The sequence below is a fragment of the Alistipes sp. CAG:29 genome (genome assembly GCF_000435435.1).
Lineage (GTDB): Bacteria > Bacteroidota > Bacteroidia > Bacteroidales > Rikenellaceae > Alistipes > Alistipes onderdonkii.
On the sequence record NZ_FR893459.1, the window covers coordinates 36,250 to 58,600 of the forward strand.

The following is a 22,351-nucleotide window of genomic DNA, read 5'->3' on the forward strand; positions in this document are numbered from 1 at the left end:
AGGGCCGTTTCACACAGGGGTAAATTCCTGTGCCCGACCATAAAACACTCCGTCGGCACCCTCCCGTATCGCAAAACCGCTTTTTTATACCCCGATCGGGTTTCCATGCGCAAAAAGGGTGTGGAAGGAACGAATTTTGAACATGCTCCGAGACAGCAAACTAAAAAATCAAAATCATGACCGTCAAAAAATTACGTTACCTCGCATACGCACTCGTTGCAGTTGCGTTTTGCGCGTGCCAGAAAGAGCCCTCGACATCGGGCCTCCACAAAGACTATCTGGTCTACACCGCTTACGACACCGAAGCCGACTTCGGTGCGCTGGACACCTACTACCTCCCCGACAGCATCCTGCTGATCGGCGCCGCAGACAAGACGGAATACTGGAAAGACGACAATGCGCTGGAGATCGTCAACACGGTCGCCGGCCGCATGAACGCCGCCGGCTACACCCGCACCGATGACAAGGAGGCGGCCAATGTCGGACTGCAATTGAGCTACGTGCAGAAAGTGACCTATTTCGTGGGTTACGACTATCCCTACTGGTGGTGGTATTACCCCTACTACTGGACGCCCGGATACTGGGGCGACTGGCTGGGATGGCACTATCCCTACCGCGTATATTACGGTTATACGGCCGGTTCGCTGCTGATCGAGATGCTGGATCTGGAAGCCGACCAGCAGAGCGGCAAGAAACTTCCCGTCATCTGGGACAGCTACATCGGCGGCCTGCTCACCTCGTCGGAAAGCCTCAACCAGCAGCGCACGGTGGACGCCGTAGAACAGGCGTTCGACCAGTCGCCTTATCTGAAAAAATAATTTAACCGTAAAAACACGTCCGATTATGAAAACATCGAAATACCAGGTTCTAAAAACCATCGCACTCTGTGTCGTCCTGCTCGCCGCCGCGCGCACGGGCAAAGCACAGGTCTTCCCGAACAGCTACATCAACGTCGACTGGCAGGTAGGCGTGCCCCTGGGCAGCAGCCTGGCCGACAAAGCCTCGGGCTGGGGCATGAACTTCGAAGGCGGCTATTTCATCACGCCGGCCATCGCCGTGGGCCCGTTCATCTCTTACCAGACCAACCTCGAAACGATCCCGCGCCAGACACTCGACCTGGGCAACGGTTCGGCCCTCACGGTCAACCAGAAGCACTCCGTATTCCAGCTGCCGTTCGGCGTCACCAGCCGTTACACCTGGCTTACGGACAGCGTATTCCAGCCTTATGCGGGCCTGAAGCTGGGTGCCAACTACGCCGAGCTTTCGTCCTATTACTACGTCGTCAAGCAGTACAACGACACGTGGGGATTCTACCTCTCGCCCGAAATAGGCGTGAGCATCTTCCCGCGCCCCGACTACCGTTTCGGGTTCCATGTGGCACTCTATTACAGCTATGCCACCAACAGCGGCGATGTCCTGACTTACTCGGTCAACAATCTCAATAATTTCGGCATACGCGTCGGTATATCATTCTGATGCAGAGTGGGAAAGCGCCTCTTGTGGAGTGCCCCGGTTCCTGAAAAGGGATCGGGGTTCCCTTTTCCCGGGAGCTCTTTCCCAGACGGATTTGCTGGTTCGGGAAATTGTACCTACCTTTACAACGACTAAAACCATTGGATGTTTAATTTGGATTCGGCATTGTAGGAATCCGTACCTCACCACGGATTCCGTCCCATTCTTCCCTCCCGGGGGGCATTCTGCCCGGGCGGATATTCATTTTGCCTTATTTTTTTAAATTCGCCATGCACGGGATTTCCCAATCCATCCCGCGCGCGGCCTCAACTACAAACAACCATGGAACAGGAAAATAAACAGATCTTCGATTTCGATTTAAAAATGATCGCCGATTTCTTCAGGGAACTCGACAGGCAGGGGCCCGGCGGCGTGGAGCAGACGCTCCGCGCCCTGGAATTCGTACCCGACAGGCCGGGGATGCGGATCGCCGACATCGGATGCGGCACCGGCGGACAGACCGTCACGATCGCCCGGAACAGGGATTGTACGATAACGGCCGTCGACCTGCTGCCGGAGCTGTTGGAAGAATTCCGCGCCCGGATAAAAAAGGCCGGGCTGGAAAACCGCGTCACGGCCATACAGGGCTCGATGGACGCACTGCCCTTCAGCCCCGGGGAATTCGACGTGATCTGGGCCGAAGGCTCGATCTACAACATCGGATTCGAACGCGGGCTGAGGGAGTGGCGGCAGTACCTCAAACCGGGCGGCATAATCGCCGTGACCGAGTGCTCGTGGCTCTCGGGCGCACGCCTGGCGTCGAAATTCATCTCGGACTATTTCCCCGACATCGACAGCCCGTCGGGGAAAGTGCGGATCCTCGAAGAGGCGGGATATGCACCGCTGGCGCATTTCGCGCTGCCCGAGCATTGCTGGACGGAAAACTACTTCGCCCATGCAAGCGCACGCATCCCGGGATTCCTCAAGCAATACGGGCACAGTGAAAAAGCACTCCTGCTGGCCGAAATGCAGAAAAACGAGATCGCCCATTACGAAAAATACAAAGCGTACTACGGTTACGTCTTCTACATCGGCCAAAAACCGGAAGAGTAATCCCTCGTCCTGAAAGGCAGAATCCCGCTTCCTTCGGGGAAGCGGGATTCGTTTTTCCGGTTCGGGGAAAATACCCGGTCATTCCATCGAGGTGTAGACGAGCATCGTCTCGGGGGCCAGGCTGATCCGGCTTCCGGGCGCAAGCGCCACCCCGCGCTCCACGGGAAGCAACCGTTCGCCCCCGAGCCTGAGCCGCCCCGGGGCGTAGACATAAAGCGCGAGATCGGAAAGTCCGGGCTGAGGATTTTCCAGCGTCAACTCCACCGTCCGCTCCGAATCCGTATTGACCACAGCCAACGTCACGCCCTTCTCGGTGCGTCCGAACATCGAACGGACTCCGCCGACGCCCGACACTCCGGAGGCGAGAATCTGCGCACCTTGCGGAAAATAGCGGCACAGCAGCGACATGGCATAGTACCAGGGGCGGATCCGTTCCTTGCCGGCGCCGTAGCGCTCTTCGCCGAGGATGTTCCAAAACCCCCATATTTTCAGTTTCCCGGGTTCGTTCATGTGCATCGCATCGTCGAGCATCCAGACCACGCAGCCCGAATAGCCGCATGCGGCCGTTTGCATGACGGCATCGGCAACGTCGATACCGTACATGTGGTCGAAGACGAACATCTGCGAATCGCCGGGCGATGCATCGGGGTCGGCAGCAATCCGCCGCTCGTTCTCGGCGGCATAGGCGGCATCGCGTTCGTCGATGAATTTCAACCCCAGCTCGCCGAGGATCATCTTCGTCCCCGCAGGAGCCGCAGCACGGTAAGCCGAAATCATCGCCGAATACTCCCCCGTATTGACCTGGGCCTTGGAAGGATACGTATGGATGTCGTAAAGCCCCACGGCGTCGCCGAGATCCCGGACGGAATTACTTACCCAGTGTGTTTCGAGGGTCGTCCATACCGCCGCGTCGGGAGCGACCAGCTTCACCCGGCCGGCCATGCCGTGCCGCCGCAGGGAAGCATCCATGGCGCGTGCGGCGCGGAGCCAGAGGGCATAGTCGCCCCGGGTCGAAGCCCACGAGCCGTTAGGTTCGTTGACGATATTGTAGTAACGGATGCAATCGTAACCGCACTCTTCGACCAAGTAGCGCACCATCTCTCCGCTGCTGTCGATCAGCGCCTGGTCGACGGTCTGCGCCTGCCGATCGACCAAGCTTCCGCCCCAGTCGCCGAGCAATACCGTCACGCCATGCGTATTGCAGAACCCGAGAATCATGTGCAAATCCTCCATGTTCCGCGACGGGTCGAACCGCCCGTCCGTGAGATACGACCGGATACCGCCCATCACGCGGATGAAACGGGGCTGCATGTACTCCAGCCTGTCGGTAAGGCGTTTTCGGTCGGCCGCAGAAAACCGGCCGTCGACGTCATGCACCTCGTAAGGATCCCACTGGACGCCGTTGCCGATATAGGCGTCGTCGATCACCCTGCCGCTCAATGTCAGCACGCCCCGAGCAGGCGACGTCCCCTCCGGCGGGGAAGCGTTGCCCCGCGCACAGGCCCATGCGGTTCCAGCCGCACAAACAACTGCAAATAAAGCATATCGCACAATTCTTTTTTCCATCGTCCGGATATTTTCGGTTACGAAGATAAAGATAAGCCGCCCAAAGCTTTCGCATGTAATACTTTTTTAACCGAAACAGATCGTTTGCCGACAATCGGCACAAGCACTACCGGGAAGCAACCCCGGAAGTTACATAAAAAACAAAAAAGTATAAATATCTGTTAAAATACTACTCTTTTCACAGTCGCCTCCGTTCGTATATTTGCATAACTGAAAACCGACTAAACCCGAATCCATGAAACACCTGCTTACGCCGCTGCTCGGAGCCCTTACGCTAAGCTTGTCCGGATGTCAGGACAAGCCCCAGCCCCAGTTCATCCGTGTGGAAAACGGACGTTTCGTCGGCGGAAGCGCCAATTCAGGCTATTTCGTCGGAGCCAACTTTTGGTACGGGGCTCTGCTGGCCACCGAAGGGCCGGGGCGCGACCGTGACCGCCTGTGCCGCGAACTCGACAGGCTGAAGGCATCGGGTATCGGCAACCTGCGTGTCCTGGTCGGGTCGGAAGGCAACACGGGAGTCATATCGAAAGTCGAACCGATCCTGCAAACCGCACCCGGAGTTTACGACGACCGCGCACTCGACGGGCTGGATTTCCTGATGTCCGAACTGGGAAAGCGGGACATGCAGGCAGTGCTCTACCTCACCAATGCCTGGGAATGGAGCGGCGGATACAGCCAGTACCTCGAATGGAGCGGCCGGGGCACCTATCCCGTTCCGGGACTGGCCGGATGGGACACCTTCATGGCTTACGTGCGGCAGTTCCACGAAGCAGAGGCCACCGACAGTTGTAAAATACTGTTGGAAAAACACATACGCCACATCGTCACCCGTACGAACCGTTATACGGGACGCCCCTACCGGGAAGACCCGGCCATCTTCTCCTGGCAGATCGCCAACGAGCCGCGGGCCTTCTCGGATGACAACAAGGAACGCTTCTTCGCCTGGGTCGCCCGCACGGCGAAACTCATCAAGCAACTCGACCCCAACCACATGGTTTCGACCGGCAGCGAAGGGGAAATGGGATGCGAAGGGGACATCGGGCTATGGCGGCGCATCCACGCCCTGCCGGAGATCGACTACGCCAACATACACATCTGGCCCTACAACTGGCGGTGGATCAGCCAGGAAAATGTCGGGGGAGACCTCACGGCGGCCTGCGAAAAAACGACCGAATACATCCGCCGCCATGCGGAAATCGCACGGGAGCTGGGCAAACCGCTCGTCATCGAGGAGTTCGGCTACCCGCGCGACAGCTTCGCCTTCGAGCCCGGCTCGCCTACGACGGCCCGCGACGCCTACTACCGCCATATCTTCGAGCAGGTCATACGCAGTGCAGCGGCCGGCGACATCGTGGCAGGATGCAATTTCTGGGGCTGGGGCGGCGCGGCACGCCCCGTACACCTCAGCTGGCAAGCCGGCGACGATTACTGCGGCGACCCGGCACAGGAAGAGCAGGGGCTTAATTCGGTCTTCGACAACGACCATACTACCTTGCGGGAGATCACGGCGGCAAATCGCACGCTGGGCCTCCATGCACAAGCGCTTACGGCGACACCCGGCAACGGAACCCCGGCGGCCCTGCTCCGGCTCCTGCGGGAAACATCCGCCCGGAACCGGCTGTTGTTCGGGCAGCAGGACTTCCCCTTTTACGGCTGCGACTGGGCCTACCGGCCCGGCTGTTGCGACGTGAAGGCATGCTGTGGGGATTATCCGGCCGTGCTGGGCTGCGACCTCGGGGAAATCGAGCTCGGGACGGGGCATAATCTCGACGGCGTACCCTTCGACACGATGCGCCGCGAAATTGTCCGGCAATACGAACGCGGCGGGCTGACGACCGTCAGCTGGCATCCCCGCAACCCGTTAACAGGCGGCGACGCATGGGATGTGAGCGACCCCGGCACCGTACGTTCGGTACTGCCGGGCGGCAGAAACCATGCGAAATTCCTCGGATGGGTGGATCTTGCGGCCGATTTTCTCAACTCCCTGTCCACGAACGACGGCACGACCGTTCCGGTGTTGTTTCGTCCCTGGCACGAGCACACCGGGAGCTGGTTCTGGTGGGGACAACGGCTCTGTTCGACCGCCGAATACGAAGCACTTTGGAAAATGACCGTCGAACGCATGCGCGACAGGGGCGTACGTATGCTCACCGTCTATTCGCCCAACCCGTGCGTCACAGGACTGGAATACCTCGAGCGTTATCCGGGGGATGCATGGGTCGACATACTGGGGCTGGATGCCTACCACAGCAGCGATGCCGGGGCATTCGTCACGCGGCTCGGGGCATCGCTCGGGATCATGGATCAGATCGCCCGAGACCACCGGAAACCCTATGCCGTATCGGAAACCGGCATGGAGGGTATTCCGCGTGCCGACTGGTGGACGGGGGTACTGATGCAGGGCATCGGGGAGCAGCGTCCCGCATACGTACTGGTATGGAGGAATGCCTTACAGACGCTAAAACCCGGGCATTTTTACGCACCCTATCCCGGACAGGTCTCGCAGGCCGACTTCAACCGGTTCTATGCTTCGCCACGGACGTTATTCGCGGCCGATGCAGCCAACGCCTTTCAATAACAAACAATATAGACTCAATTTTCGACAATGACCAACTTTGAGGAAACGATGCATCGGTTGCAGTTGCAGCACGAGCAGCTCCTGACACGCAAAAATATGCCAACCGATGCCTACAACGGTATCTTCACCCGATACCGCCATCCGATACTCACGGCAGCGCACACGCCGCTTTTCTGGCGCTACGACCTCGACCCTGCGACCAATCCCTACTGCATGGAACGGATAGGGATAAATGCCGTGATGAACTCGGGAGCCATCAAATTCGGCGGCAAATACCTCCTGGTGGTTCGCGTGGAAGGTGCCGACCGCAAATCGTTTTTCGCCGTGGCGGAGTCGCCTAACGGCATCGACAATTTCCGTTTCCGGGACTATCCCGTCACCATGCCCGAATACGGGGAACCGGCAACCAACATTTACGACATGCGTCTGACGGCACACGAGGACGGCTGGATCTACGGGATTTTCTGCGTCGAACGGAAAGACCCGGCAGCGGCTCCGGGCGACCTGTCGTCCGCCGTTGCAGCGGCTGGCATCGCACGCACGAAAAATCTGGTGGACTGGGAGCGGCTCCCCGACCTGAAAAGCTCCAGCCAGCAGCGCAACGTGGTTCTACACCCGGAATTCGTGGACGGGAAATATGCCCTCTACACCCGGCCGCAGGACGGGTTTATCGACACGGGCAACGGCGGCGGCATCGGCTGGGCGCTCATCGACGACATCACGCACGCCCAAGTCACGGGCGAGTCGATCATCAACCGGCGTTACTACCATACGATCAAAGAGACGAAAAACGGCGAAGGCCCCCATCCGATCAAAACACCCCGGGGATGGCTGCACCTGGCACACGGCGTACGAACCTGCGCCGCGGGGCTGCGCTATGTGCTCTACCTCTACATGACCGAGCTCGAACGCCCCTGGATACCCCTGGCCGAGCCCGCGGGCATGCTGCTCGGCCCCCTCGGCGAAGAACGCACGGGCGATGTGTCGAACGTGCTTTTCTCGAACGGCTGGATCGCCGATCCCGACGGACGGGTCTGCATCTATTACGCCTCGTGCGATACCCGCATGCATGTAGCGACCTCGACCGTCGGGCAGCTGGTCGACTACTGCCTGCACACGCCTGCCGACGGATTTACGACCGGGCACAGCGTCGAAACGCTCAAAAAACTCATCGACAAAAACCTCAAACGCTAAAATGGCAGCTGCACGGTCGGAAAAAATCGGGTACGGGCTGGGCGACATGTCGTCGAGCATGTTCTGGAAAATATTCTCCTATTATCTTCCGTTTTTCTACTCCAACATTTTCGGGTTGAGCCTGGAACATGCCGCCGTACTGTTGCTCGTCACCAAACTCTGGGACGCGGTATCCGATCCCGTCATGGGCCTGATCGCCGACCGTACGACCTCCCGCTGGGGACGTTACCGACCTTACCTGCTCTGGGTCGCCGTTCCTTTCGCCGTGGCCGGCATCCTCACCTTTACGACACCCACGTGGAGCTATTCGGCCAAACTGATATGGGCCTACGCCACCTACTTGCTGATGATGACCGTCTACACCGCCATCAACGTCCCCTATGGGGCGATGCTGGGCGTGGTGACCGACGATTCGCGCGAACGGACGGTATTCTCCTCCTACCGGATGTTTTTCGCCTACGGGGGCAGCTTCCTGGCACTGGCGATTTTCGAACCCCTGTGCGACCTCTTCACCCCCGACACCGGGGACATGGACGCCGCGCGGGCCGTCGCCGCGCAGGCCGACGGATGGCAGGCGGCCATGATCGTCGTCGGGACAATCTGCGCGCTGCTTTTCCTGCTCTGCTTCCGCCTGACGCGCGAACGCGTCGCCCCGGTCGAAAGCCCGTCTGCGGGCGGACAGTCGATTCTGTCCGACATGAAATCGCTCGCCGGCAACGGGCCGTGGTGGATACTGCTGGGCGTGGCGGTGGCCGCGCTGCTCTTCAACTCGATCCGCGGCGGGGCGGCAGCTTATTACTTCAAGGATTTCATCGGGGAGGACAACCTGTTGGGCGGCAGTATGATACTCTCCTGCGGAGCGTTCCTCGCCATCGGCGAAATCGCCAACATGCTCGGGGTCGTACTGGCCGTACCCATCTCGCTGCGTATCGGTAAGCGGATGACCTACATCTGGGCCATGGCCGTATCGGGCCTGTTGAGCATCGTCTTCTTTTTCATGCCGACCACCGTTGCCGGATGCTGGGCGATGGTCGTACTGCAAATCGTGATTTCAGCCGCAGCCGGCATCACCTTCCCGTTACTCTGGAGCATGTATGCCGACGTGGCGGACTATTCGGAGCTGAAGCACGGCCACGGTTCGACGGGGCTGATATTCTCGTCGTCATCGATGGCCCAGAAATTCGGCGGCGCATTCGGCAGTGCACTGATCCTCTGGCTGCTGGCTTCCTACGGATACGACACCTCGGGCGCCGCGGTGCAGAACGGCGAGGCAATCTTCGGACTGCGGATGCTGATGAGCTGGCTGCCGGCGGCAGGGTGCGCGCTGGCCGTGCTGCTGGTTGCAATCTATCCGCTCAACGAAACCCGCATAAGCGAAATCGGAGAAAAACTGGCCCTGCGCAGGGCCGCAAACAAATGAACATGAACCGCGAACAACAATTCAAGCGCGAGCTCACCGAAGAGCTCCGCAATAATATCCTCCCGTTCTGGGCGCGGCAAATGGTTGACCCGGGAGGAGGATTTTTCGGCCGCATGACCGGAACGGGCGAACTGATAGCCAACGCCGGGCGGAGTGCAATCCTTTGCGGCCGCATCCTGTGGACTTTCTCGGCAGCCTACCGGACATCGGGTTGCGAGCAATACCTGGCAACAGCCACAGCCGCACGGGACTACCTGCTCGACAAATTCCTCGACAAAACCTACGGCGGCGTCTACTGGTCGGTGGACGCTGCGGGCAACCCTGCAGACACGAAAAAACAATTTTACGCCCTCGGGTTCGCCATCTACGGACTGAGCGAATACGCCCGGGCGACAGGCGACGAGCGGGCGCTTCGGGAGGCAATCGGACTCTTCCGGGCTATCGAAGAGCACTCCTACGACGCCGTTAACAACGGCTATGAAGAGGCGGCGGCCCGCGACTGGTCACCGATCGACGACGTGCGCCTGAGCGACAAGGACGCCAACGAGAAAAAGACGATGAATACCCACCTCCACATCCTGGAGGCCTATACCAACCTGCTCCGCATCTGGCCCGACGAGGGGCTGCGCAGGCAGACCCGCAACCTGCTGGAAATCTTCCTCTCGCGGATCGTGCAGCCGCAAAACGGCCACTTGGGACTATTTTTCGACGACCGATGGCAGTTGAAAAGCGCCGGTTGCTTCTCCTACGGCCACGACATCGAGGCTTCGTGGCTGCTGCTCGAAACCGCAGCGACGCTCGGCGACGAAGCATTGTACGAGCGCACCCGCACCAGCTGCTACGCCATCGCCAATGCGGCCCTCGAAGGCTATATGGGTGACTGGAGCATGATTTACGAACGGCACCCCGACGGCACCCGGAATCTCGAACGTCATTGGTGGGTGCAGGCGGAGTGCGTCATCGGGCTTTTCTATCTCTACCGGCTCCACGGCCGCAAGGAGGCCCTGGAGCCCGCCCTGAAAACATGGGATTACATCAAGACACACCTCATCGACCGCACGGGAGGCGAATGGTGGTGGAGCATTCTCCCCGACGGCAGCGTCAACCGAACGGACGACAAGGCCGGATTCTGGAAATGCCCCTATCACAACGGCCGCATGTGCATGGAGATCGCCGCGCATATTCCGGACAACGAAACCTCTTCCGCACGATAAAAACAGGGCTTTGCAGTGCCCGAGGGAGTTTTCTCATGTAGCCGGGGGCACGACCGGACTTCTCCGCCTTACGGCACGCCGGCTGCTCCGCAAGCATCCCCGACCTTCGGTTCGGAGCGACAGGCAGGCACAAAAAAGGAGCCGTGAAACATCAGTTTCACGGCTCCTTTCGCATTTGCGGTATTCAGAGTTCCAACAATGTATGCCGTTCCAGATTATAACCCTCGGCCGAAAGAACGGCTCCGCCGCATGAAACGTATTCGGCTTCGACCGTCCGTTTTTCACCCGGAAGCAAATGGATATACCCTTCGGAAATATAGGCCGGGAGGATCGCTTCGCCCGTCCGCCCGTCGCGGACGTTGAATTTCACCGCAAGGGCGGTTGTGGCCGAGGGATTCGACACTTCAAATCGCACCGTCGTGGCACGTCCGTCGTCCTGCCGCGCTACGCGGCGCGCCCGGAGCCGAACCTGTGCCAACCGGTTCAACGCCGTGAAATCCCGGCCGGGACTGCGCAGGTAATCGTTCACGCTAACCCGCCTGCCACCGACATACAGTTCGAGCCGCACCATGTAGCAGTCCCGGTTCTCGGGTAGGGCGGCCGACATGGCCGGCGTCACGGCATTGGCGGCAATTTCCTCCAGCACAACACGCTGCCGGCCGAGGCGTTTTCCGGCCGGTGTGTAGTATGTCGCAATCACCCGGCCGTGCGTAAGGGCGTCGCGGGTCGTATTGACAACCAACACCTGTCCGTCATGAGGGTTCATCTGCACGTGCAGCGATTCGCAGGCCTTGCGGCAGCCGTAGAAGGAGCCGTGGGTCTCGAAATCCCACGAATAGGTCTGCCATTCGAGGCTGGGCCATGCAGGATGGCTCATCCACAGCAGCACGCCCGAAGTGGAGTTCCACATACGGCTGTTCCACGCTTCGAGCATGGCCCGGTGGCTATCATAGTTGATCAGCTGCACCTTGCGGCAGAAATCATCGAGCGATTCGGCCTTCCCGTAGAGTGCATCGACAGCCCCGCAGTACTCCGGCAGCCCGAAATGCAGGTCATGGTAGTACCACGTATCGCTGATAGGCCACCTGTCCGCCTCGGGAATGAACTTGCGCATCGACTCGGCGGTCGGCACCGACGGAGTTCCCAACTCGGTGGAGAACCCGAAGGCATGGCGGAGGAAATATTCCGACTCATCGGCCAGGTAATGCCACGGGCCGCTCGTGCGCAGGTTCATATAGCGGGAATTGGGACTGTAAAAGCGTGTGCCGTCCTCCCGGGCTATCAGCGCGGCCAACCGCGGTTCGAGCGTCGGGGTAGCATAGCCTTCGTTGCGCGGACACCACACGGCCAGCGACGGATGGTTGCGGAAACGACGCACCGTCTCACGGGCATTGGCCATGAATAACTCCTCATCGTTGACATTCTGGTTATATCCCTCGGTCGAGAGCCAAAAGTCGTTCCACACCAGCAAACCGTATTCGTCGCAAAGCGTATAGAAAAGCTCCTCGGTCGATTCGCCCGTCCAGTTGCGCACCATGTTGAAACCCTCCTCGCGGTGGAGGCGGAAAGCGGGTTCAAGCCGTTCGCGCGAAACCCGTTTCATCCCGTCGTCCATGCCCCAGTTACCGCCGCGGCAGAAGATCCGCACCCCGTTGCACCGAAGTACCAGAAACGGCGCGGCACCGTCTTTTTCGATGCGGCGCAAGCGCGAAACATCGACCCCCGCCTTCAGGGCCGGGACAACGACCCCGTCACCCGCCGAACGGCGATGGAAGCTGTCGAAAGGCATTTCACCACCGCACAGGTCGTTCGTCGGGGCGAAGTCGATGCGCAACTCCTCCCCGGAAGGCGTATCCACGCTCAACTCATAGGTAAGTTCCCGGATGCCGAAACGAACCTGCTCCGCATCGGAACGGACTCCGTCCTGCTCGACCGCCAACTGCAACGTATAGAGTTCCTGCGGCCCGTAGCCGTTGGGCCACCACAGGCGGGGCTCCTCAATCCGCAGGGCCGGGCACTCGGCCGGCGTGCAGTTCACCGTGCGGGTCTCCCCGGCAGCGAGATCGACCGGCAGCGAGAAACCGATACCGCCGTCCAAAGTGCCGCGCAGCACCGCCCGGCATGGTTCGTCAGCGTGGTTCGTAACCTCTGCACGGATCGTCAGGTCGGCATACGACGTATCGGGCAACGGCAGGTCGGTGATTACCTGCGGGTCGGCAAGCGTCACATCGCCTGTAAATTCGAGCGTCACATCCTGCCAGATGCCGATATTACGGTCGCGGATGCCGGGAATCCAGTCCCAGCCTTCGGAACTGATGAAAGTCGGCCCGTCGAGGCACAACTGTCCTCCGTTGGGGCCCCGCCCCGCGGCTTTCGACTGCTCGTGGGGAATCCCCGGGTTGTGCGGCGGGCGGATCTTCACGGCAAGGACGTTTTCGGCCGAGAAAAACCCGGTCACATCGAACACGCCCCGGGTAAACGCCCCGTCGACCGTACCTGCCTTCCGGCCGTTCAGCCACACGTCGGCGCGGTAGTTGATTCCATCGAAACGCAGCCAGACACGGTGTCCCGCGACGTCCCGCGGCTGTGGGAAACGTATCCGGTACCACCACTCCGTGCGGCAGAGGCTATCGGGGATGGAGAGGTTGTTGAGCCCGTAATAGGGGTCGGGGTAAACGCCCGCTTCGACCAGCGAAGTCAGCACCGTTCCGGGAACGACGGCATTGTACCAGGCCGAAGTATCGTAGGCGGAATCGAAAAGCGAACCGTCGCTTCCGACCAACCGATCCGTTTGGGCCAGTTCCCAGCCGTCGGAGAGCACCCACGAATCCGCGCCGGACGGCACCAGACGGGCTTGGGCAGGTCGCTTCGGTTTACGCACGGCCTGTTGGGGCGGTGTCGCGGAGTGCGGCAATTCGGACTGCGGCTGCGGGCTCACGAGCCCGAAATTGGTAGGATTGAGGGGCGCAGCCTGCTGGGCCGGGGCCTCCCCGCCCGCAGCGATGCCCAGCGTCAGCATCATGGCAATTGTTTTAAGACGCATAAACCGGTCATTTAACGGATTCGGGAGTAAAGATGTAGATCCGCTCGGCATATGGCGCGAGCGTGATTTTTTCGAGTACAAAACGCCCTGGGGTCGGAAGGTTGCCCTGCGCCGTGCTAATGCACGTCGCGGGATCGAACGCTTCGACCGCATAGCTGCCATTACAACCCAGATTGACGGTGAGTCCCGCCTCCCTGATGTGCTCGGCAGAATTGTTATAAAGGTAAACATAGACCACGTCGCCACACCGGATGCCCATTGCTTCTGCCGGGTTGCACGCTACGGTCATCTGTTCGAAAGAGCCCTTGCCGTCGGCGAGCATCCGGTCGGATATTTGCCGCACTCCCCTGAAATAGGCCATCATACCGCGGTTCTCGAAATACTCCCACCACCAGCTCATCGGCGTCAGAGGCGTGGGCGAGAAAATGCCGTACCAAAGTCCCCGGCGGAAATCGCGATCCATATCCGCGCCAAAATCATCGAAGTTCTTCGACCAGTCCCACTCATAGCCGAACTCGCCGATAACGTAGGGTTTGCCGAAACGGTTTTCATAGCGGAGTATCTCGGCCGGAATAATGCCCGTATTGCAATAGATATGCTTCTGGTTGACGTCGATCCCAGGCACCGAATTGAGCCCTTCGAGATCCCGGTGGGAAATCGACGTGGTGACGGGGTGTCCGTAAGGGTCGATACTTTTCAGGTACCTGGCCATGCGGGCATGCCAGGCGACTATCTCTTCGGCCGGGATCGGGTTCTTCGCATCGCGGAACTGGATGTTGTCGATCTCGTTGAAGAACTCCCACATACCGATCGCCGGACTGTAACCCCAGCGTGCGACGATATAGCGCAGGCGGTTCATGTAGCGGCGGGCCTGCGGCTCCCCGGTGAAAAACGCCCGGTCGGCATGCACGGCACCCTGTCCCATGCAGAGCATCGCGTGTATCCCCAGCCGTTCGCAAAGCCCGACGAAATGGTCGAGACGGGCGATGGCGCTGGGATTATAGTATGCATCGGATGCCTCGTAGCGTATGTTGTTGAAATGGTCTTGCTGGTCGATCGGGAAATTGAATCCGCACATCCAAACGCGAATAAAATTACCACCGTTGCGGGCGAAGAGCGGCAGCATGTAGTCGTAGTTATATTTGTCGTGCTGTTCGTGCAGGGCCTTGAAAAAGCGCGAATCGTCGTTGGCACGCGATTCCCAGCAGATGTTTTCAGCAACACCCCGGAACGGCGTTCCGTCGTCGTAAATCAACGTCCAGTAATCGCGCACATGCAGAATACCCCGGGAATCCGCGGCAGGGCCGACATCGAGGTGTACGGTTTTCGAGCGGGAGGTTTCACGGCCCTGTTCGCTCAGGCGGAAGCGGCAGGCATAGCGTCCCTCTTCCTGAGGCGTGAAACGGGCTTCCCAGCGCGACTCGGCACCCGACGCCCCCTCGACCCAGTAACAAGGCAGCATACGTTCGGCGCCCGAAGGCGTGGTAATCAGCATGTCGAGAGCAACCTGCTCCTGCAGATAGGCATTGTCGTAACGGGCCGTCAAGCGGATCGTGAAATCGGTACGCTCGTAAAGGCCGGGCCTGGGCGCAGTGCATTCCACGGAACGGATCTGCGCCCGTATCCCGGCCGCGGAGAGGAGTACAAAGAGGATCAGAATGGCTTTTTTCATAGGTCGTCATGATTTTGAGAAACGATATGCCTCTCCGACAAGAGGCATATCGTTCTCACAGGTTAAGATGTTTAGAGCAAGGCCTTCAGGGCATCGACATTCACGATAACGGCGGTTTTGGTCGCCGCATCGGAAAGTTCGTATGCCGACGGATTCCGGATTCCGACGGAAAGCACCAGTTTCTTGCCGGCGTATTCGCTCCTCGAAATCGCCAGCACGGGAATATCGAGGTAGAATGTCCCACCGGTTTTCCCGTCTGGCACCACGACCGTCGAAGGCAGCGAATAAAGTCCCTCGGGCATGGCTTCGCCGCCGAATGCGGACACGGCGGCCGCCGTGTCCTCCGCAGAAGTGTAGACATCGACGGTATACCCTTTCTTATCGGAGAGCTTTCCCGAGCGTATGACACCCAGGATTATTCGAACCGTACCGTTTTCAACACGGAAATTGTAGGTATAGTCACCACCGCCCGAAGGTACGGCATAGGAGTTGTTCAGGCCGCCGGTCGAAACGGCCTGGGGCATATATACTTTACCGAATCCGTAATCGGCGTCGCCGTCGCCCTCGCAGGCTGCAAAGGCACATGTGCAAAGAAATGCGATGAGCAGGATCAACTTGTTTTTCATAATTCATTGTTCTTTTGCATCCCGGAACTAATAACCGGGGTTCTGTTCGAGCGTATGATTCGAATTTTCAACCTCGGAACGGGTGAAAGGCATATAATAGTTGCGTTCGAGGAAAGTGCGCGTAGCCACTTCGGTCTGCGTATACGACCACTTGCCTTCTCCTGTTTTCGTTACCTTCACACCGCGGACGGGTTTGTTGAGTACCTCCATCGCATCCTTCCACCGCAGCAGATCCCAGTAACGATGATCCTCGAAGGCCAGTTCGATGCGGCGTTCGTGCTTAACGGCCTCGCGGAATTCGTCGCGGGTCGCCGCCGTGACAATCGGAAGCTGCAGACTGGCACGGTCGCGCACCAGTTGCAGGGCATCGAGCGCCGTGAGCGCATAGTCGCCGGGAGCCTGGTCGGGGCCATAGGCCTCATTCATCGCTTCGGCATAGTTGAGCAGCACCTCGGCATAGCGGTAGGACACCCAGTTATGCTGCACCTTGGCGCCCTGCGTCAGGTCGAGGTTGTCGGTCAGGAACTTTTTAAGGTAATATCCCGTCTTGCTTGCATTCGGGGCGGACATGTCGTGCCTACCGCCCGGTGACTGGTCGATCACATGACCGTTCCAGGTGCTGCCGTTGGTCACGACGCTTGCCGCCAGACGCGGGTCGCGGTTGGCATAGGGATCCCCGGCAACGGGATCGCCGACCCACTCATAGGCCTCGACCAAGTTCTGCGTCGGCGTCACGCCCGACGCACCGCCCGGCGTAGCGATCGGATAGTTGTTGCTCTCCATCGCATTGGACTGTTCGCGGCGTACGACATAGATGGTTTCCGGGCTGGAAAGGCTGCGGTTACCTTGGAAATAAGCCCCGTAATCGCTGTCGAGGGAGTAGTTCAAATCCGGGTTGCTGATAATATCGTAGGCAGCCGCGGCGGCTTTTTTCCACTTCTCGACATCGTTGTCGGGATTGTGGAGCGGCGAGGCGGCATAGAGCAGCACACGCGCCTTGATGGCCAGCGCGGCGCCCAGCGTAAAGCGGCCGTTGCGCTCGGAGAAACTCGCCCAGTCGACAGCCAGTTTTCCCTTATGGTCATCGATCTCCTTGACAATGTACTCGACTATCTGGTCGTAGGAGGAACGCGGGATGAACTTGTTCGCGGCATACTGGCTCTCGACGATGGGAACGCCGCCGTACTGCTTGATCAGTTCGGCATAGTAATAAGCCCGTGCGATGTGCGCTTCGGCCTGGTACCAGTGCAGCGAGGCCAAGTCCCGTTCATAGTTGGGGCGGTCGTTGATCGTATCGCGGTTCATGCCCACCATGTACTCGCCTTTGCCGTTGGCTGTGTAGTCAAGGAAAAAATTGGCGGCACGGATCCCTTCGTAGCAGTCGGTATAAAGATTCGAAATCGGGTTGAGGTTGGCGTTGATGACCCCCTTGTTGAAATAGCTGGCATTGCACTGCACTTTGGTTTGCTGTGCCTCGTCGGTCGCCGCTGCGAAAAGATTGGAGTCGAGCGTAGTATAACCGGAAGCAATCGGGGTGTAGAAAGCATTGCCGAATTTCCACAACGTACCGAGTGTCGTCTCGATCGACTCCCCCGTTTCGTTCTGGTCGAGACTGGTGTCGAGGAAATCGCTGCATCCGGCACCGGCCGCGACAGCAGCCGACAGCAGGAACGTCTTGGATATGAGTCTGAATTTCATAATGGCTTCGATAGTTTAATTAGAAAGTAAGGCTTACACCGATGTTATAGGACTTAAGCACCGGATAACGGTAGGAGAGCAACTCGGGATCCAGGTCGTAATCCGACATCAGTTTGCTGACGGTAAACGGGTTGGTTACATTCAGGTAGATCCGGAAGTTGGAGATACCCGCCGCGCGGAATTTGGCGTGGTGCCTGAAGTTATAACCCACCTCGATATTGCGCACGCGCATGAAGTTACGGCTCTTCACCCAAAACGAACTCAGCTGGTAGTTGTTTTCGTTGCTTTGGGTAGTCAGGCGCGGATAGGTCGCCGTGGCCCGGGTATCTATCCCTTGTTCGGGATAGTAGGCCCAGGCACCGCGGGCGATGGGGTAAACATTGCCGTTGTCAACGAAGGCCCGGGTTTGTACCGCATTGTCGAGCAGATTGAACGATGCGCCGGCGATACCCTGCAACAGGAAGCTGAAATCGAAACCCCGGTAGTTGAAGGCGGCACCGAGCGAGTACGTCCACTCCGGATAGGGCGATTTGCCGACCTTGGTCACGTCGTTCTGGTCGACAAAACCGCTCCGATCCAGGTCGCGGTACTTGATGTCACCCGGCTGCACCGCGCCGAACATCGGCTGCGGCAGGTCGGCCTTGAGCGAACCGTCGGCATTGAAATCGTCCACATCGTAAAAACCGTCGGCGACCAACCCGATCAGCGTCCCGTACGGACGACCCGTCTGGGCGTTGTAGCTGTACGCCGGAGCCACCTCGGCCATGTAATCGATTTTGTTGCGGTTAAACGACACCGACCCGTTGATGCTGTATCCCCAGTTGGCGCGCTGGTCGTTCCACACGGCGGAGAGCTCGACCCCTTTGTTGGTCATCTTGCCGATGTTGTCGAAATAATAATTTTTGCCGTAATAGCCCATCATCGAATTATCGAGGGTAAGGATGTCAGTGCGTTTATCGATGAAGGCATCGGCCGACAGATGCAGTTTCCCGAAAAGTTCGGCGTCGATACCGACGTTGTACTTGCTGCTTTTTTCGGCATGCACGCCGGCGTTCGCAAGGAACATGTGCACCAGCGAACTCTGCCAGACTCCTTCGCCGGAGCCCATGTAAAAGGAGCCGACATAGGAATTGGTGTAATAGTCCTTGAACAGATAGCGTCCATTGGAAGAGTAGTTCGACAATACGCCGGTAGCACCCGAATCGGCGAAGCCGCTACGGCCGTACGAAAGACGCAGCTTAAGCAGGTCGACGACCTTGGAATCCTTCAGGAAAGCCTCGTTGGAAAGCACCCAGGCTGCGGAAACAGAAGGGTAGAACGCCCACTGGTTGCCTTTGGCATAGGCATCGTTACCAAAATAGGAGAACCCGAACTCGGCGACATAGCGGTCGTCATAGCTGTAATTGATGCGGCCGTTGAGATTCGCATAGTGGTACTTATAGGAAAAATAGCCGTCGCCGTTATAGCCCGATATGTGGAAATTCACGGCACCGTCGAGGGCGTGGCGGCCGAACGTACGGTTGTAGCCCAGCGAAATCTGGCCCTGCTTCCAGTCCTCCATGCCGTCCGAGCCGTAGCCGCTGGCCTGCAGCGATGTATCTTCGTCGGTGGTAGTACGCTCGCCGTTGTGATAGCGGGCGTAGTTACGGGTCTTCGAATAGCCGCTCTTGGTATAGGTGTTAAACGAGAAGGCTTCGCGCAGGTAGAGCCCCTCGGTGATGAAATCGAGTTTCTCGACCAGTTGGAAATTGCCCTGCAATACGCGCGACTGGGTCTGGCGCCACCCCAGGGCATTGAGCGACGCCACGGGATTGCTGTTGTAGACCGAAGTTCCGGAATAGTGCGTCCGCTCGGCATCGTCCCATATCTCGTAAATGTTCGAGGGATAGCGTGCCATGTTATAGAACAGGTCGTCGGTCGCGATATTGGGCCGCTTGCCACGCTCGATCCGCCCGCCCAGGTCGACACGCGCCTCGATGAACTTGAAGATCGTAAAGTCGAGGTTCGCACGCAGATTGTAGCGCTCGTAGGTACGGTTCGACCGGGAATCGCTGTTCTTCACATCGTAAAGACCCTGCTGATTGAGGTAATCCAACATCACGTTGTAGCGGGCGACCTCGGTACCGCCGCGAAAGGAGACATCGCCGTCGATGGTATAACCGGCATTGCGCAATGCCTCGTCGTACCAATCGACATCGGTACCCGTCCCATTCCGGTAAGCCTCCAGTTGCTCGTCGTTATAGGCAGGCGACCAACGCCCCTGGTCGTTGCTGACGGCCTGGTTGTAAAGCGACGCATAACCGTACGAATCGAGCGGCTTGGCGAGGGTCGTGGCCTGCTGAAGCCCGAAACGCACCGAGGCGCTGACGGTTGCCGGGGCAATCCTGCCGCGTTTGGTTTCAATCCAAATCACGCCGTTGGCACCCCGTTCGCCGAAAACGGACAACGCAGCACCGTCCTTGAGGATCGACACGCGTTCGACCTCCGCCGGCGAGAGGTAGGCAATATAGCTGGCATTCACTTCGAAGCCGTCGACAAAGATTTTAGCCGTATTGTAACCGGCATTACCATACGACCCGATACCGCGGATCAGCCAGCTGGCCGTATCGTTACCCGGCTCGCCCGACCCCTGAAAAAGTGTCAGACCCGAAAACTGCCCGGCAAAACTGTTGGTCAGGTTGGGTGCGGTCGTCTTGCCGAGGGAAACCCCGTCGACGGTCGAAACGGCCCCCGTTGTGCGAGCCTGGGATGTCCCGAAGAATGCCCCCGGAACCGCAGGCTCCGCCGCGTAAGCCGAATCGGCAGGCGCCGGCTCCTGGATCGTCCCGGCGGCCGTTGCGGCGGTCAGCGAAACGACTCCCGTAAGAAGCAATGGTATAATGATGAATTTATTCATAATCGTATTTGTTTTTAGCGGAAAAACCTGCGGAAATTAGTAGCCGGGGTTCTGCACCAGCGTGCCTTTATTGATCTCCGACTGCGGAATGGGTTCGAGATACATTTTCGGATTCCAGTACGAGGTGTAAACCACTGCATCCCAGTATGATTCGAGGCCAGAAGCGAGGTTGAAGCTGCCCGAATGGCTCTCCTTGATCTTGAACTGCAACTCGTGCATGTTGCCACCGATGATACCGTTACCGATATTCTCGTCCTTCCAGTGCTTGACATCATAATACCGGTTGTTCTCGCGGTACAGCTCGATGGCACGCTCCCGGCGGATAATCTTGCGCAGGGCATCCTGGTCGGTCTCGGTGACCTTCGGCAGGCCCGCCCGGTTATGCACCTTGTTCAGATTCTCGAGCGCCTTGGCGGCAATGCCCTTCTCATTATAGGCTTCGGCAAGGTTGAGGTAAGTTTCTGCCAGGCGGAAGAGCGGGAACTCGAACCAGACGCGCGTTCCGGCCTTATAGTAAAATTTGACCGGCGCGGCGCACCCCTTCCCGGCCTCGATGGCGGCCGGGAAATTGGTCTTCTTGCCGGCATTCGACACCTGACGGCCCCAGTTGTTGGCCGACCAGCTCGAATGGCCCGGGTTATTGAAGGCGTCGAAGCCTACGAACATATTATCGGCCTTGGCGCGCGGCTCGATGTCCCCGATATTCTGAATCCACTCCGAAGCATCCCGCGGAGCGGCTTCGTTCACACCAGGCCAGTTCGTGAATTCCGATCCGTCGGCTTTGTAATAGAGCTTCAGAAAGTTGGTCAATACACCGCTCACATCGGTATCCCAACGGTTGTTCGTCCAAACCGGAGAGTAGTTATTGTAGTAGAAGATGGCGCTTCCGGGCCACGTCCACTGACCGGTCTCGTCGCATTTGTAGGCCAGCAGCACCTCCCGGTTGGCAGGCGTCGAAGTTGCCGTAGCATAGTCTTCGAAGGCCTTGGGGTTAGGGTTGCCCTCACCGGCACCGCCGGTATTGAGCAGGGCGTAGTTATTGGCGGCAGCCCAGGTCAGCACGGCCTCGTTGGCCTCGATGGCATCCTGCCAACGGTCGTCCGACTTTGAGCCGAAACACACCAGGTCGTCATGTCCTCCGCTCAGGTAGGGAGTCGCCGAGTTGAAAAGCGGCCGGGCTGCGAACAGCAGCGTACGGGCCTTGATGGCCAGCACGGCGCCGCGCGTCATCCGCCCCTGGTCGGCAGCACCCCAGTCGCCTTCGGGAAGCCCGTCGTAGGCCTGCTGGCATAGTTCGAGAATATACTCCAGCGTCTCTTGGAGCGATGCCCGGCCGGCGAAAACCCCCGGGTCGGCAGGATTGGAAAACGACCCGCGGACGATGGGAAGGCCCCCGTAGCGGTAAAACATGCCCATGTAACGGTAGGCCACCAGCGCCGTAGCTTCGGCCTTGACGTAATTCTTCTCCTGGTCACTCATGTCGGGAACCCGGTCGATATTCTCCCGCACGGTGAAGCAGTGGCGGATATACGCCCAGTTGTTACCGAAGTGGTCGGAGCCGGCATCCGAGCCGTCCGTCCCGTTCACGTCGAGCCCCGACTGGGAGATCGTATAGGTTCCGTGCCACGAATAGCCGCGCGAAATCTCGCCGCTGATGGCTCCCAAGGTGCCGTGACCGACGCCCCAACCGCCGGGAAGACCGTGGATCAGGGCTTCGCGGTAACAGGTCATCAGGGCACTCTTGGCATTTTTAGCCGACCCGTAAACCTCGTTCAGGTCGACCGTTCCGGTCGTGTCCGGCATCTGCAGGAAGGTATCCTGGCAGGCGGAAAGGCCCAGCGATGCCGATATCAGTAAAGTAACGATTATCTTTTTCATA

The 22,351-nt window shown here is 58.9% G+C and carries 14 protein-coding genes and 1 pseudogene; 8 read left to right on the forward strand and 7 right to left on the reverse strand.

Annotated features, from left to right (window positions below):
• Window positions 1-176: 176 nt before the first annotated feature.
• From QVP03_RS06430 to QVP03_RS06440, 3 genes are all read left to right on the forward strand, one after another.
• Complete coding sequence (locus QVP03_RS06430; protein ID WP_022332699.1) at window positions 177-818, forward strand: DUF4136 domain-containing protein; 642 nt, start codon at window positions 177-179, stop codon at window positions 816-818.
• Window positions 819-843: 25 nt separating this feature from the next.
• A complete protein-coding gene (locus QVP03_RS06435; RefSeq protein ID WP_022332700.1) occupies window positions 844-1,476 on the forward strand; it encodes an outer membrane beta-barrel protein in 633 nt (210 codons plus the stop codon).
• Between the two features lie 318 nt (window positions 1,477-1,794).
• A complete protein-coding gene (locus QVP03_RS06440) occupies window positions 1,795-2,565 on the forward strand; it encodes a class I SAM-dependent methyltransferase (RefSeq protein WP_022332701.1) in 771 nt (256 codons plus the stop codon).
• 78 nt (window positions 2,566-2,643) lie between these two features.
• Here QVP03_RS06440 and QVP03_RS06445 read toward each other — a convergent pair whose 3' ends face one another.
• The gene (locus QVP03_RS06445; RefSeq protein WP_022332702.1) at window positions 2,644-4,131 is read right to left on the reverse strand and encodes a cellulase family glycosylhydrolase; all 1,488 of its coding nucleotides are present in this window, start codon (window positions 4,129-4,131) and stop codon (window positions 2,644-2,646) included.
• A 235-nt stretch (window positions 4,132-4,366) separates the two neighbouring features.
• Here QVP03_RS06445 and QVP03_RS13810 point away from each other — a divergent pair.
• The 5 genes and pseudogenes from QVP03_RS13810 to QVP03_RS06465 form a co-directional block, all read left to right on the forward strand.
• Window positions 4,367-5,620, forward strand: a pseudogene (locus tag QVP03_RS13810) (glycoside hydrolase 5 family protein); the annotation flags it as partial.
• Between the two features lie 3 nt (window positions 5,621-5,623).
• Window positions 5,624-6,709: a glycoside hydrolase family 26 protein gene (locus tag QVP03_RS13815; protein WP_410511584.1), complete on the forward strand. Its 1,086-nt coding sequence runs from the start codon at window positions 5,624-5,626 to the stop codon at window positions 6,707-6,709.
• Between the two features lie 27 nt (window positions 6,710-6,736).
• Window positions 6,737-7,903, forward strand: coding sequence for a glycoside hydrolase family 130 protein (locus QVP03_RS06455; protein WP_022332704.1), 1,167 nt, complete (start codon window positions 6,737-6,739; stop codon window positions 7,901-7,903).
• Window position 7,904: 1 nt separating this feature from the next.
• Window positions 7,905-9,323, forward strand: coding sequence for an MFS transporter (locus tag QVP03_RS06460; RefSeq protein ID WP_022332705.1), 1,419 nt, complete (start codon window positions 7,905-7,907; stop codon window positions 9,321-9,323).
• A gap of 2 nt (window positions 9,324-9,325) precedes the next feature.
• Window positions 9,326-10,537 carry an AGE family epimerase/isomerase gene (locus QVP03_RS06465; protein ID WP_022332706.1) on the forward strand — a complete coding sequence of 404 codons (1,212 nt, stop codon included), beginning with the start codon at window positions 9,326-9,328 and terminating at the stop codon, window positions 10,535-10,537.
• A 184-nt stretch (window positions 10,538-10,721) separates the two neighbouring features.
• On the opposite strand, the gene QVP03_RS06470 is transcribed toward QVP03_RS06465, so the two are convergent.
• From QVP03_RS06470 to QVP03_RS06495, 6 genes are all read right to left on the reverse strand, one after another.
• Complete coding sequence (locus tag QVP03_RS06470) at window positions 10,722-13,580, reverse strand: glycoside hydrolase family 2 protein (protein ID WP_232045705.1); 2,859 nt, start codon at window positions 13,578-13,580, stop codon at window positions 10,722-10,724.
• A gap of 7 nt (window positions 13,581-13,587) precedes the next feature.
• A complete protein-coding gene (locus QVP03_RS06475; protein WP_022332708.1) occupies window positions 13,588-15,252 on the reverse strand; it encodes a cellulase family glycosylhydrolase in 1,665 nt (554 codons plus the stop codon).
• Window positions 15,253-15,323: 71 nt separating this feature from the next.
• A complete protein-coding gene (locus tag QVP03_RS06480; RefSeq protein ID WP_022332709.1) occupies window positions 15,324-15,878 on the reverse strand; it encodes a DUF1735 domain-containing protein in 555 nt (184 codons plus the stop codon).
• 27 nt (window positions 15,879-15,905) lie between these two features.
• On the reverse strand, window positions 15,906-17,576 hold the full coding sequence (locus tag QVP03_RS06485; RefSeq protein ID WP_022332710.1) for a RagB/SusD family nutrient uptake outer membrane protein: 1,671 nt from the start codon (window positions 17,574-17,576) through the stop codon (window positions 15,906-15,908).
• A 19-nt stretch (window positions 17,577-17,595) separates the two neighbouring features.
• Window positions 17,596-20,472 carry a SusC/RagA family TonB-linked outer membrane protein gene (locus tag QVP03_RS06490; RefSeq protein WP_022332711.1) on the reverse strand — a complete coding sequence of 959 codons (2,877 nt, stop codon included), beginning with the start codon at window positions 20,470-20,472 and terminating at the stop codon, window positions 17,596-17,598.
• A gap of 36 nt (window positions 20,473-20,508) precedes the next feature.
• Window positions 20,509-22,350, reverse strand: coding sequence for a RagB/SusD family nutrient uptake outer membrane protein (locus QVP03_RS06495; RefSeq protein WP_022332712.1), 1,842 nt, complete (start codon window positions 22,348-22,350; stop codon window positions 20,509-20,511).
• Window position 22,351 lies beyond the last annotated feature (1 nt).

Coding starts and splice junctions, on each gene's coding strand:
- QVP03_RS06430 (WP_022332699.1), top strand. CDS start 177: ATGACCGTCAAAAAATTACGTTACCTCGCATACGCACTCGTTGCAGTT.
- QVP03_RS06435 (WP_022332700.1), top strand. CDS start 844: ATGAAAACATCGAAATACCAGGTTCTAAAAACCATCGCACTCTGTGTC.
- QVP03_RS06440 (WP_022332701.1), top strand. CDS start 1,795: ATGGAACAGGAAAATAAACAGATCTTCGATTTCGATTTAAAAATGATC.
- QVP03_RS06445 (WP_022332702.1), bottom strand. CDS start 4,131: ATGGAAAAAAGAATTGTGCGATATGCTTTATTTGCAGTTGTTTGTGCG.
- QVP03_RS06455 (WP_022332704.1), top strand. CDS start 6,737: ATGACCAACTTTGAGGAAACGATGCATCGGTTGCAGTTGCAGCACGAG.
- QVP03_RS06460 (WP_022332705.1), top strand. CDS start 7,905: ATGGCAGCTGCACGGTCGGAAAAAATCGGGTACGGGCTGGGCGACATG.
- QVP03_RS06465 (WP_022332706.1), top strand. CDS start 9,326: ATGAACCGCGAACAACAATTCAAGCGCGAGCTCACCGAAGAGCTCCGC.
- QVP03_RS06470 (WP_232045705.1), bottom strand. CDS start 13,580: ATGCGTCTTAAAACAATTGCCATGATGCTGACGCTGGGCATCGCTGCG.
- QVP03_RS06475 (WP_022332708.1), bottom strand. CDS start 15,252: ATGAAAAAAGCCATTCTGATCCTCTTTGTACTCCTCTCCGCGGCCGGG.
- QVP03_RS06480 (WP_022332709.1), bottom strand. CDS start 15,878: ATGAAAAACAAGTTGATCCTGCTCATCGCATTTCTTTGCACATGTGCC.
- QVP03_RS06485 (WP_022332710.1), bottom strand. CDS start 17,576: ATGAAATTCAGACTCATATCCAAGACGTTCCTGCTGTCGGCTGCTGTC.
- QVP03_RS06490 (WP_022332711.1), bottom strand. CDS start 20,472: ATGAATAAATTCATCATTATACCATTGCTTCTTACGGGAGTCGTTTCG.
- QVP03_RS06495 (WP_022332712.1), bottom strand. CDS start 22,350: ATGAAAAAGATAATCGTTACTTTACTGATATCGGCATCGCTGGGCCTT.